General features: G+C 32.0%; 10 protein-coding genes. 4 read left to right on the plus strand and 6 right to left on the minus strand.

The genetic code is table 11. From position 1 onward, the window contains the following. Positions 1 to 126: 126 nt before the first annotated feature. The 6 genes from ASD98_RS09935 to ASD98_RS09960 all read right to left on the minus strand — a co-directional run bounded on the left by ASD98_RS09935 (position 127) and on the right by ASD98_RS09960 (position 6,804). A complete protein-coding gene (locus ASD98_RS09935) occupies positions 127 to 1,740 on the minus strand; it encodes a glycoside hydrolase family 3 protein (protein WP_056203702.1) in 1,614 nt (537 codons plus the stop codon). Between the two features lie 2 nt (positions 1,741 to 1,742). Then, positions 1,743 to 2,189: a GNAT family N-acetyltransferase gene (locus tag ASD98_RS09940; protein ID WP_056203704.1), complete on the minus strand. Its 447-nt coding sequence runs from the start codon at positions 2,187 to 2,189 to the stop codon at positions 1,743 to 1,745. A 24-nt stretch (positions 2,190 to 2,213) separates the two neighbouring features. Beyond that, the gene (locus tag ASD98_RS09945) at positions 2,214 to 2,555 is read right to left on the minus strand and encodes a hypothetical protein (RefSeq protein ID WP_056203709.1); all 342 of its coding nucleotides are present in this window, start codon (positions 2,553 to 2,555) and stop codon (positions 2,214 to 2,216) included. Between the two features lie 21 nt (positions 2,556 to 2,576). Further along, positions 2,577 to 3,899, minus strand: coding sequence for an MFS transporter (locus ASD98_RS09950; protein WP_056203713.1), 1,323 nt, complete (start codon positions 3,897 to 3,899; stop codon positions 2,577 to 2,579). Continuing rightward, entirely contained in the window at positions 3,886 to 5,457 is a 1,572-nt protein-coding gene (locus ASD98_RS09955; RefSeq protein WP_056203717.1) for a glycoside hydrolase family 10 protein, read from the minus strand. Before ASD98_RS09955 ends, ASD98_RS09950 begins: the two co-directional genes overlap by 14 nt. Before the next feature lie 138 nt (positions 5,458 to 5,595). Next, positions 5,596 to 6,804 (minus strand): anhydro-N-acetylmuramic acid kinase, encoded by a 1,209-nt coding sequence (locus ASD98_RS09960; RefSeq protein ID WP_056203720.1) that lies wholly within the window; start codon positions 6,802 to 6,804, stop codon positions 5,596 to 5,598. A 376-nt stretch (positions 6,805 to 7,180) separates the two neighbouring features. Between ASD98_RS09960 and ASD98_RS09965 the strand changes: the two genes are divergently transcribed. The 4 genes from ASD98_RS09965 (at position 7,181) to ASD98_RS09980 (ending at position 12,742) form a co-directional block, all read left to right on the plus strand. Beyond that, a complete protein-coding gene (locus tag ASD98_RS09965) occupies positions 7,181 to 7,735 on the plus strand; it encodes a LemA family protein (protein ID WP_056203723.1) in 555 nt (184 codons plus the stop codon). Further along, positions 7,735 to 8,691 carry a DUF3137 domain-containing protein gene (locus ASD98_RS09970; protein WP_056203726.1) on the plus strand — a complete coding sequence of 319 codons (957 nt, stop codon included), beginning with the start codon at positions 7,735 to 7,737 and terminating at the stop codon, positions 8,689 to 8,691. The genes ASD98_RS09965 and ASD98_RS09970 overlap by 1 nt, the downstream gene beginning before the upstream one ends. Positions 8,692 to 8,944: 253 nt before the next feature. Beyond that, positions 8,945 to 12,193: a DEAD/DEAH box helicase gene (locus ASD98_RS09975; RefSeq protein WP_056203729.1), complete on the plus strand. Its 3,249-nt coding sequence runs from the start codon at positions 8,945 to 8,947 to the stop codon at positions 12,191 to 12,193. Positions 12,194 to 12,202: 9 nt separating this feature from the next. Further along, entirely contained in the window at positions 12,203 to 12,742 is a 540-nt protein-coding gene (locus tag ASD98_RS09980) for a hypothetical protein (protein WP_056203732.1), read from the plus strand. The last annotated feature ends 15 nt before the right edge of the window (positions 12,743 to 12,757 follow it).

Raw genomic sequence — 12,757 nt, forward strand, 5'->3', positions numbered from 1 at the left:
ATTTTTCGTTTTAACGTTAAAAATTTATTTCTGGTGCAAAAATAGGGTATAAGTACAGATTCTTACAATAAGATGTGATTATAAAAATTTATAAGTTGATAAATTTTGACTATTTAACTTTTTAACTTATTGGATATCAATATTTACTGGAAGAATTCCGGTTGAAGAAATTTTATCTAAAAATTGAATTGCTGCTGTTTTTTGAAATTCTTCAAAATCCTGATACGCCTGAACTAATCCTGATGCCTTTTTTAGATTCGGAATTATTGGTAAAACGTAAGGATTTCCGAAAACGTAAACAATGCATTTTTTGGTTTGAAGTAAATCAGAAAGCAGCTCTAAAACTTCATCGTTAATTTCGAAATTATTTGCAGGTTTTGCTTTTGGAACAAACAATGAAATCAGAATAGTTTCGAAATTTTCTAATTCTTTTTTGATAGATGAAATATTCGAGACTTCTAAATTTTCAAATGCAAATTCAGGAGATTCTAATTTTGAATGTAAAGTTTTAAAGAAGGTATTTTCGGTATTTTTATATAAACTCAGTTTGGCTAATTTATTGTTTTTCTGAGCCTCAAATGTTAATTCTGAATTTAAGTTACCAATAATTGTGGTAATAGCATTTTGAGCAATTTCCAGATTTAATTCAGAAGCTTTTTCGAAATTTAATTCGCCCGAAGCATCGGTATTTCCAGAAAGAATTCCCGCTTTTTCTTTAGCCTTCATGATTCGGCTATGGCTTTTGAAAATACGATCTGGCGATGCATTCCTAAAGATAGCTTCGATTCCTTCGGGAACATTTTCGGCGAAGCATAAAATATCATTTCCGGCATTAAAAGCTTCCCATTCCAGCTGACCTTTGGTTTCGTATAATTTTGAAACACTGTGCATATTTAAAGCATCAGAAATCACCAAGCCATCATAACCTAATTTGTCGCGTAAAAGATCCTGAATCACAGCTTTTGATAATGTTGCCGATGTATCTTTTCCATCGTTTAAACTGGGAACGGCCAAATGTCCAATCATAATCGAATCGACATTATTTTCAATTCCTTTAATGAACGGATATAATTCGTTCTCTAATAATTCTTCCAGAGTTTCCTTTAAAACCGGTAATCCTAAATGCGAATCGACATTGGTATTTCCGTGTCCGGGAAAGTGTTTCAGACAGCCTAAAACGCTAACTTCGGACATTCCATTCAAATATTCAACGGCAAAATCAGCGACTTTTTCTTTGTTTTCACCAAAAGAACGATAGCCAATAACCGGATTATTTGGATTGTTATTGATATCTGCTAAAGGCGATAAATTATACTGAATTCCGGCAGCTTTTAAATCTAGACCAATTTGTTTTCCGACCTCGTAAACCAAATTAGATTTGTTTTCAGGCAAGGCGCCAAGTGTAATTGCATACGGATATTGGGGTGTTTTTTCGATGCGCATTGCCAAACCCCATTCGGCATCAATGCTGATTAAAAGTGGAATGGAAGCGGCCTTTTGATAACGAACAATAAGTTCTTTTATTTTTTGATAACTGTCATCATTAAAAACAACTTTTTTCTTGCTTTCATAATTCGTTGCAGCGCTCGCACGACTGTGAAAAAAGGTCAGTCCGCCAATATTGTGTTCTTTTATTAAACGTTCCGTTTCCTGAATGTTTTCTTCGGTATCGTTGATGAAAACAGCAGGGAAAAAGAATTGTCCTATTCTTTGTCGTAATGCTTCGGCAGTAATTTTCATTATTATAAAGTCTTTTTCATGCAGACACTATTATCCATCTTTTCATAAGGCGGATAATTCGGAATGATTGTGTAACCTAATTTTTGGTACAAATTTATGGCTTCGGGCTGGTTTTTTCCCGTTTCGAGAATAGTATAGGTATAACCAACTTCTTTGGCCCAGATTTCTAATTCGGCTAAAACTTTTGAGGCAATTCCTTTTTTGCGAAAGTCAGGATGAACATACATTCGTTTAATTTCGGTTTTGTCACTTTCTTTTTCGCGAAAAGCGCCGCAAGCAACCGGAATGTCATTTTCGTAATAAACAATCGTATGTTTTATTTTATCCGTTTTATTAAACTGATTGTAAAACGCATGATCTTCTCCGTCCCTAATCGCTAAATCCTGATCTAACAAAGCCACCAGATTTATAAAATCAATATCGTCTGAGTTTGTTCGTTTTAAAGTCATGATTTTTAAATCTTAAAAGTATTTTTATTTCAATTTCGCTTTCTTTTGTTTTGCCAGTTGTTTTTTAGTTTCAATTGCTTTTTCTAATCGGTTTTTAAAACGGAAAAGTTTTGGAAGCCCTTCCAGTCGATCTTCAATTGTAATTTCTTCATAAACCACAATGGCTTTTTCTAAAACCCTAATTTCATTGTCGAGATCATTTTGGTTTTTGTAGATTGTTGCTAATCTATCGTAAGGATGATTTCCTTTAAAGCTTTCTGCGACATTTTCCTCATATAATTCAATTGCTTTTTCAAGATTTCCGGTTTTTTCGAACTCAGCTCCTTTTAAGTTGCGTTCGGCCTGCAAATTTTCATTGATTTCCATAAGTAAGAGTTTGATTTGGGGTTAAACTTCTTCAGATTTTTTCCCAAAATCTTTTGGGAAAATTAAAAAACGTGATAAAATAAGACCTGGAATTGTGGCTATAAAAACCCAGATAAAAAAGTTTTGATAGCCTAAATATTGTTGTATAAAACCACTCAACATTCCCGGAAGCATCATTCCTAATGCCATAAAACCGGTTGCAAGTGCATAATGTGCTGTTTTTGATTCTCCTTCGGCAACATGAATTAAATACATCATAAAGCCTGTAAATCCAAAACCGTAACCAAATTGTTCAAGAATAACAGTAAGGCAGGTATAAAGATTTAACGGAGAATTTATTTCAAAAAAATATAAATTTAAATGAAGATGAAAAAGTTCCTGAGGCTGAAAATGGGCTAACCCAATAAAGCCAAGAATAGGCAGATGCATGGCCAAAAACATTGGAAGCATCCATTTGGTAAGACCATGTTTAGAAATGGCCATTCCGCCTAAAATTCCACCAATTGTTAATGCAAAAATACCTAACGTTCCGTAAATTATTCCAACAGATTCGGTATCTAATCCCATTCCGCCTAATTCATTTTTGTCCAGTAAAAACGGACTTAACATTTTAAGTAATTGTGATTCTCCTAGTCTGAAAACCAGGATAAAAGCTAAAATTAATCCGATTTGTTTTTTCTTAAAAAAACTCACAAATATAGTGGCGAAGTTTTGATGATGATGTGCCTCTTTGTTTTCGGAAGCATTTATTTCAGTTTTTGGTGTAAAAATGAAATTGTAAAGCGTTATAAAAGTCATTAACAAGCCAACAATAATCATAGTATAAGACCATGCTTTGGTATTATCACCATATTTATGCTCCAGATAACCTGCAAAAAGTACAATTAATCCGTTTCCGGCTAACATTGAAAGGCGGTAAAAAGTACTTCTGATTCCGAGGAAAAAGGATTGTTGTTCTTTTGGTAAAACCAATAAATAAAAACCATCACTGGCAATATCATTTGAGGCCGAAGCAAAAGCCGCAACCCAGAAAATTGCAAGCGTCATCATAAAAAAACCGTTGGTTGGAATCGTAAATCCAACCAGTAAAAAGGCAATAGAAATCAATAATTGCATCGATAAAAACCATTTCCTTTTGGTTCCGGTTAATTCAATAAACGGACTCCAAAGCGGTTTTATAACCCAGGGTAAGTATAATAAACTGGTGTAAACGCCAATATCTTCATTTGAAATACCTAAATTTTTGTACATAATTACCGAAACCGAAATAATTACGGCGTAAGGCAATCCAGACGCAAAATTAAGAAGTGGAATCCAGAACCAGGGTTTATTATCTGTTTTCATTAGGCTGAGCAGGTGAATAGATTTTAAAATTCTTTTTTAAGTCGGCAGCAGTTGGGGTGCTTTCGTTCGCAAAATAATCAATAAATGTCACAGCGCAAGCTTTATACATATCGATTTTTTCTGCAGGAATAGAAAATGATATAAAGCCGTCTTTTTCAACAGCTCTTACTTTATCAATTATTTTCTCAGCATCGTTTGTATTTATTTTTGAAATATGCTCGCCGCCATAAATTACAATATAACGCACTTTTGTATTAAGCGGATTTTTGATGCTGAAAGAATATTTTATCGTGTCTTTTGCAAAATCTGTAATAACCGGTGTATCAATAATGATACGTTTTAAATTAGGAACCGCGGCAGGAAGCGCAGGATATCTATATTGATTGTCTTCCAGAAGACGAACAATATCAAGGTTTTTATTCATGAACCATTTTGCACTGAAATATGCACTTCCGGAAACATTTTTAGTACTTCTTGCATAATCAATCTGGGTTGGAATTTCGCTGACATAATTCCAGCTTTTATCGCCGTCGGCTCTAATTTTATAAGAAGCGTGACCAATATAAACAGCCGTATTATTAGAGTTTTCTGCCCACCATTTTACTAATTTAGAATAAGAAGCTCTCGGATTATACATGCTCCAATACAATTGCGGAAGTATATAATCGATCCATTTTTGATCCATCCATAAAAGAGGGTCTGCATATAAATCGTCGTAATTGGCAGTTGACTGCGTTTCTGAACCTCTTGGGTCAACAGATTTATTTCGCCAAACTCCAAACGGACTGATTCCGAATTGAACCCACGGTTTGCTTTCTTTTATAGTTGTTGAAATCGTGTGCACAAAGTTGCTCACGTTCGCACGACGCCAATCAGGAAGACTTAAACCGGCACCGTATTTTTTGTACGAAGCCGAGTCGTTGAAAACTTTTCCGGGAACGGCATACGGATAAAAATAATCATCAAAATGAATCGCATCGATATCATATTTATCAACAACTTCTTTTACCACTTTGGTTAAATGCGTCTGAACTTCAGGCAGGGCAGGATCGTAATAATATTTTCCGCCGTATTCTATCATCCATTCCGGATGTTTAAAAACGTCGTGATTTGGGCTTAAAAGATTTTTATTTAAATCAAAAGTCGCTCGATACGGATTCAGCCATGCATGAAATTCAAAACCTCTGTTGTGCGCTTCTTCAATCATCCATGCCAAAGTATCATAATACGGATTTGGAGCTACCCCTTCTTTTCCTGTCAGGAATCTTGACCAAGGTGCAAATTCAGAAGGATAAAAAGCATCACCAACGCTTCTAATCTGAACGATCACAGCGTTGTAGTTTAACTGTTTGTAAGTTTCGAGAATTTCTAAATAATCAGCTTTTTCTTTTTCAACATTATCAGTCGCCGTTTTTGGCCAGTCAATATTTACTACAGTCGCAATCCAAACACCTCTAAACTCATTTTTAGGATGCATTATTTTTTCTTGTGAAGTCGATTTTAATCCAAAGAAAAATATAAGTATGATAGCGTATAGTAAGTGCTGATTTTTATGCATTTTAATCTTTAATTTTAACAAGAACCAAAAATAGTTTTTTTAACTGATTATAATTGATTTTTTCCGCCACGAATTCACGAATTATTTTTAATACTTTCAGGAAAAATAATTCGTGAATTCGTGGCTATCTTTTTATTTTTAATCTGGAAAAGAAATTTTCCCCATTGTTACCGATGGAATTCCTTTTTGTGAACCAAAATTATAATTTCCTCCCGCAACGGTTTCATTGGCCAAAACGGCAAACAAAACAGCTTCTTTTGCATCGCCTAAAATTCCGAGAACGTCGCTGGTTTCAAATTTACAAGGTAATAATTCCTGTAACCAGCTTACCAATAACGGATTTCTTGCACCACCGCCAGACATATAAACTGTAAACTCATCGATTGGTGTTTTAGTATTTTTTACAACAAACAAAACCGCTTCGGCAATTGTCTCGGCGCTAAGGCGTGTTAAAGTCGCAAGCAAATCTGGGGCCGAAATGTTTTCTAACCCTAATTTTACCAAAGCCGAATTCACAAATTCATGATTGAACAATTCCTGACCAATTGTTTTAGGAAAGCTTTTCCGGAAGAAAGCATTGCTTTTTAATTCGCTCAAAAGCTCTTGATTTACAATTCCACTTTTAGCGATTTCGGCATCTTTATCGTAACTTTTTTCAGGAAAATAATGTTTGGTCAAAATATCAATTAAAGTATTTGCCGTTCCGGTATCGGTTACAAAAACTTCCTCGGCGTTTTGTGAGGCAGGTAAATAAGTGAAATTCGCAATTCCGCCCATGTTGAGCATAATACGGTTTTCGCCTCTTTTGCTGAATAATAAATAATCGCCATAAACGGCCAAAGGTGCGCCTTCGCCGCCCGCTGCAACGTGTTTTTGTCTAAAATCAGATAAAGTTATAATTCCCGTTTTAACCGCAATATGATCGCCGTCGCCAATTTGCAATGTCGCATTTGGAAATTTTTCCTGCTGATGCAAAAACTTTGGCGCATGCAGAACCGTTTGTCCGTGCGATGCGATTAAATCAACTTCGTTTGCGGGAATTTTCCATTTTGAAAGACAATCGTTGATCATTCCGGCATGCAAGTCTGCAATCCATTCGTTGAGTAAAACCAAATGCTGAAAATCGATTGTTTTTTTAGCAAATACTTTTCTGATTTCGGTTTTTATATCTTCATTGTAGTCAATGGTTTCAAACTGCTCGATTTTTATAACCGTGTTTCCGCCTTCGCCAGAAATTTCACAAAGAGCCAAATCGAGCCCGTCGAGCGAAGTTCCGGACATTAAACCTAGTATTTTTCGGGTTTCTTTTTGGGCTATATCGTGGAGTGCGGTTATGTTTTTATTCATTAAAATGATGTTTTAAAAAGCATTTTATTTGGAAACGCTAAAATGGGATTTTTTACATATAAATATAAGTAAACTTTGAGATTTATTTTTTAAACGTTGGATGTAATTGTTTTTAAACGCATAGAGACATAGTTTTTTCTTTGTGGGTAGTCGTTTCGATTTTTTAAACAAACATAGCCAGTGGTTTTAACCACTGGAAACGTACCGTGAATTATTCTGTGTCCCAGTGGTTAAAACCACTGGCTACGTTCAAAAAATGATGTAAAATAAAAAACTCAAGAACTATGTTTCTATGTGTTTAAATAAAAACACAATGCTAAATAAAACTTACTTCGGTTTTTATATATTTGTTTCCAAACTAATTAAAAATTAAACCATGATTATAGTTATTATCCTTTTTGTTTTCATCATAATCGGAGTATTCATATACAATTCCCTTATCGAAAAAAGAAACCAGGTTACAAATGCTTTTTCTTCTATTGATGTAATGCTGAAAAAACGTTTTGATTTGATTCCGAATTTGGTTGAGATTGTAAAACAATATACTAATTATGAACAAAGTACCTTAACTAAAATCGTAGAGCTTCGTTCAAGAGCAACTTCAGGTTCTTTAACCGAGGCTGAAAAAGCAAGTTTAGATACTGAACTTAGCACAGCTGTAAAAGGTTTAATGGTTACGGTTGAAAATTATCCGGACTTAAAAGCCAATACCAATTTCTTGAACTTACAAAGCACTTGGACAGAAAGCGAAGAGCAAATCGCGGCTGCCAGAAGAACGTATAATGCTTCGGTTACGAGTTACAATAACGCTATTATGATGTTCCCGGGAAATCTTTTTGCGGGAATGTTGAAATATACTCAAATTGATGTTTTGGCAACGGCAGAAGAAGAACGTAAAAATATTAGTGCAAAAGAACTTTTCAATAATTAATGGATTCAGAAATTAATCACAATTCAGCCTTTCAAGGGGCTTTGAATACATTAGAAGTTGAGCGAAAAAAAATTGCTGAAACCTATAAAACCACCTACATTTTATTTGGTCTTGCCATTTTATTTATGATAATTGGTTTATTGATTAGATTTCCGACTTTAGGTTTTCTGGGATTTGCCGTTTCTGCCATTACTGGCATCGTAATGCATTTTAGAATTGGCGACGATGTTAAGAAATACAAAATAGCTTATAAAACCAATGTTGTAGGATCTGCATTAAAAAATATCAACGAAAGTTTAACAATAACGCCACAAAGCGGACTTCCTGAATATGAGTTTAGAAGTTCTGAACTTTTTACAACCGAATCTGATCGTTATAAAACACAGGATTTAATAAGCGGAACAAACGATAAAACTTCTTTTTGGTTTGCCGAAGTTCACGCCGAATACAAAACCGAAACTAGCACAAAAAACGGAACCCGTACACAATGGCATACCATTTTTAAAGGAATTGTTTTTGTGGCCGATTTCAATAAAAATTTCAATGTTTCGACAGTTGTTCGACCAAAAGGTTTTGGAGAAGCTTTTGGTTCCTGGTTTTCTAAAAACGTTTTTAGTTTTGGAAACTCTGATGTTATAGAATTAGAAAACATCGATTTCAGCAATAAATTTGTAACCTATTCGAGTAACCAAATCGAAGCGCGATATATTTTAACGCCTGCCATGATGGAAAGAATTCTGGACTTAAACGGCAAATGCGACGAAACGATTTCGGTTTCGTTTATACATTCTAAAATGTATATTGCTTTTCCGTTGTCCGAAAATTATTTTGAAGCGCCTATTCATTCTTCGCTTTTAGATCCCGATTTACTTTCAGGCGATCTTTCGATTGTGAAATTCATGCATGATATTGTTCATGAACTGGATTTGAATACTAGGATTTGGGGGAAGGAGTAAGAGTTCCTTTTTCATAAAATATTTTTAAGCCGTTTAATAGATTTTGATTTATTTGAGATTTATTGAGCGGTTTTTCTTTTTAAATAATTCAGGTATAAATACTTGCTTCTTTTGTTTTATTTATTGTTAAACTTGTTTCCAAAGGATTTAGACTAAATATGGTTTTCCGTAAAAAAGCAGTAAATCAGATAATTAAATTTGGATGATAATTTAATCTTAAACAAAAATTTTAACTAATTAGATAAGAAGCCTCATGAAAATAATATTGCCAGAATTGCGAGAAAAAATAAAAATCTATAATAACTCTATTGTTAATTTAAAGGATATTGAAAAAGAAATTGAAGTTGTTCTAACAAAAGAAAATAGAAGTTATGTTACATTCAATCATGATAATAATAAATATTGTATAACTGGAAATAAGGATATTTATTCTGATAATAGTGATTTTATTCTATTATCGGATGGTACTCCTATAAATGAAAAAATTGTTATTAAAAAATGGATAAAACATCCAAATATGATAGAGTTTGAGCCAAATACAATACTTAATTCTTGGAAAGATACTTTTGTTTACAAAAGTGATGATAATTCTCAAATTAAAAAAAATAATGAGGGAGGATTACGAAAACCACAATTAGGAGCTATACATAATATTTTAGGGCATTTTACAAATTCAAAAGAAGCTGGAATTGTTGTATTACCAACTGGAACTGGAAAGACAGAAACTATGCTTTCTGTATTAATAGCTAATAGATGTGAAAAACTTCTCGTTATTGTACCTTCTGATTCTTTACGTGGTCAGCTTTCTGAAAAGTTTATTTCACTAGGCGTTTTAAAAAAATTTGGTATTGTTTCTCAATCGGCATTATATCCAAAAGTTGGAATATTAGATAAAGGAATAAAAAAAATAGAAGATTTAAAGGATTTTTTTGAAAAATCTAATGTTATAGTATCGACAATGAATCTGATTTCAAATATACCAAATGACTACATGGAAGTAATCGCTGGTGTATGTTCACATCTATTTGTTGACGAAGCGCACCATGCAAAAGCAAAGCAATGGGATAGAGTAATTGGATATTTTGATAAAGGAAAGGTAATACAATTTACAGCGACACCTTTCAGATACGATGGGGAACGTCTTTCAGGAAAATTTATTTATAATTTTTCTATGAAAGATGCACAAGAGCAAGGTTATTTTCAAAAAATTGATTTCATACCAGTTAGAGAATATGATAGAGAAATTGCAGATAAAGAAATTGCATTAAAAGCCATTGAAAAATTAAAGGAAGATAGAGATGTTAATAAATTGGATCATTTTCTTATGGCAAGATGTAGAACCAATTTAAGAGCCGATGAAGTATTTAAATTGTATGAAAATTATACTGAGTTTAATCCTGTTGTTATTCATTCGAATGTTTTAAACAGAAAATTCATTTTAGAAAATATAAAAAGAGGAAAACATAAAATAATTGTTTGTGTTGATATGCTTGGAGAAGGTTTTGACTTGCCTGAATTAAAAATTGCCGCATTACATGATATAAGAAAAAGTTTACCGATTACACTTCAGTTTATAGGAAGATTCACAAGAGTTAGTAATTCTATTCAATTAGGAAATGCTTCATTTATAGCCAATTTGCGACAAGAAGGAATAGAAGAGGGAATAGATTTACTTTATAATAAGGAATCTAATTGGAACACTATTTTACCAGATTTAAGCCAAATTGCAACTCAAGATCAGATTGATTTTAGTGAGTTTTTAGCAGGATTCAATAATATAGAAGAATCAGATATTCCTTTTCAAAATATAAACCCTGCATTTAGTACATTAGTTTATAAAAACTCAAAAGATGTTTTTCAAAAATTAAATGTAATTACTAAAGAAGATTTTCCTGAATACAAACATAGATTCATTTCATATAATGAAGATGAAAGGACTTTGGTAATTTTATTGGGTAAAGAATTTAATGTTGAATGGGGAAGTTTTAGTGAATTTCAAAATTTTGATTGGCATTTAATGGTAATACATTATGAAGTAAAAAATAATTTACTTTTTATTCATTCATCGGTTAAAAAAGAAAGTTTTAATTTTTTAGTTGATAAAGTTTTTGTTGAAGGATATACAAAAATTTCAGAAATTGATGTGTTTAAGGTATTTTACAATGTAAAAAGATTATTGTTATTTAACGTTGGTATGAGAATGACTCCAGGAAAGGATAAGAGTTTTCAATCCTTTTTCGGCAGTAATTTGCAGTCAGCAATAACAAAAGCGGAATTAAATGCAGGATTTAAGAATAATATTTTTGGGGTTGGATTTGAAAACGGAGATAAAGTTTCTTTTGGAGCTTCGACTAAAGGTAAAATCTGGTCATATTTAAGAGGAAATTTAAAAGAACTTACAAATTGGTGTGGAAGTGTTGGTGATAAGTTAATTGATCCGAATATAGATCCTAATGAAGTCCTAGACACACTTGAACCCAAAATTATAGAAACAAGACCAGATTCAATACCTTATTTTATTGATTGGAATCCGCTTTTTTATAAGGAAGTTGATAAGAAATATATGTTGAAAATTTCAGATGTCTTATTTAATTTGTGGGATTGTGAATTACAAATTAAAAACCCAAGTGAAACGGGAGATATATTATTTGATTTATTAACTGCAAAAGACATAATAAGTTTTAAATTAATTATAAATAAAAATGGATTTAAAATAGAAAAAATTTCAACATTAGATGTTCTTATAATAAAAGGATTGCAAGAGCCAAAAGCTCTACTCGGATATCTCAATGGAGATTATCCTCCTCAAATAGGTTTTATAGAAAATTCGATACTTTATGGCAATCGTTATATAAAATACAATGAAGAAGTTTTGGATTTTCCAAAGAACGAAATTATACCATTTGATTGGCAAGGGGTGGATTTAACAAAAGAGTCAATGGGATTCGACGAAAATAATTTTGTAAAAAACTCCATACAATACAAATTATATGAATCTCTAAAAAAGGAAAATTGGGATGTAATTTTTAATGATGATGATAGAAATGAGATGGCAGATTTAGTTTTGCTAAGAGATGAAGCAGATAAAGTTTATTTAAGTTTATATCATATTAAATTTGTAACTAAAGGAAAAAACCAATCTATAGCTGTTCCCAATAACAATTTAGAAAATTTAAATTTATATCAAATATGTGGACAAGTTCAAAAATCTATTAATTGGAAGTATAAAGATTATAAGTTTTTTAAAGAGCATTTCAATAGAAGAGAAAATTTAAAAAAACGAGCAAATAAAACAAGAATTTTGAAAGGAGATTTGGATATAATTGATGAAGTGTGTAATAGTATGAGAAAAAAACCTTTAGAAATTCAAATTTTTTTAGTGCAACCAGGAATAAATAAAAATGATGTTTCTGAAAGTGTTCTAAAACTTTTATATGTAACTGCGAATCATTTAGATATTACAGCTGGACTTAAACTAAAAGTAATAGGATCTGAAATTTAAAATTTAAAAATGATAACAACAATCGATAAAGAAATAACAAAACAACTTGATTTAATTAAGGCATTTACTAATGAACTTCATTTTGAACAAATATGTCAGTTTGATTTAAATGAAAATTTAGAAAATATTCCATGGAATATTTTAATGCATCCGGGGCTTTATCTAATTGAGGTTAGAAATAAGCAGAATTTTACATTTTTTGAAGAATGGGTTAATGATTTCAAATTTAGATGGGAAAATGAAAATTATTTCAAAAAATTTACTCCAAATTTTAAATTGAAAAGAATAAAGGCACACAATAAATTAGAAGAATGGATTCCTCTTTACATAGGAAAGTCTAAAAATATTAAATCAAGATTACATGGTCATATTTATAAAGAATTAAACAAGACAACTTTTGCTATGAAACTTTTAGCAAGAGAAAATATGAAACAAGAAACTTTTCGAATTAGTGTAATAAATCTTGAATTAACAAATTATGATGCCATAATTCCCGTTATAGAAAATCAATTACGAAATAGAATAAATCCCTTAATTGGAAAACAATAATGCAAAAACCTCGAT

This window comes from Flavobacterium sp. Root186 (genome assembly GCF_001428525.1).
Lineage (GTDB): Bacteria > Bacteroidota > Bacteroidia > Flavobacteriales > Flavobacteriaceae > Flavobacterium.

Coding starts and splice junctions, on each gene's coding strand:
- ASD98_RS09975 (WP_056203729.1), top strand. CDS start 8,945: ATGAAAATAATATTGCCAGAATTGCGAGAAAAAATAAAAATCTATAAT.
- ASD98_RS09955 (WP_056203717.1), bottom strand. CDS start 5,457: ATGCATAAAAATCAGCACTTACTATACGCTATCATACTTATATTTTTC.
- ASD98_RS09950 (WP_056203713.1), bottom strand. CDS start 3,899: ATGAAAACAGATAATAAACCCTGGTTCTGGATTCCACTTCTTAATTTT.
- ASD98_RS09935 (WP_056203702.1), bottom strand. CDS start 1,740: ATGAAAATTACTGCCGAAGCATTACGACAAAGAATAGGACAATTCTTT.
- ASD98_RS09980 (WP_056203732.1), top strand. CDS start 12,203: ATGATAACAACAATCGATAAAGAAATAACAAAACAACTTGATTTAATT.
- ASD98_RS09940 (WP_056203704.1), bottom strand. CDS start 2,189: ATGACTTTAAAACGAACAAACTCAGACGATATTGATTTTATAAATCTG.
- ASD98_RS09945 (WP_056203709.1), bottom strand. CDS start 2,555: ATGGAAATCAATGAAAATTTGCAGGCCGAACGCAACTTAAAAGGAGCT.
- ASD98_RS09960 (WP_056203720.1), bottom strand. CDS start 6,804: ATGAATAAAAACATAACCGCACTCCACGATATAGCCCAAAAAGAAACC.
- ASD98_RS09965 (WP_056203723.1), top strand. CDS start 7,181: ATGATTATAGTTATTATCCTTTTTGTTTTCATCATAATCGGAGTATTC.
- ASD98_RS09970 (WP_056203726.1), top strand. CDS start 7,735: ATGGATTCAGAAATTAATCACAATTCAGCCTTTCAAGGGGCTTTGAAT.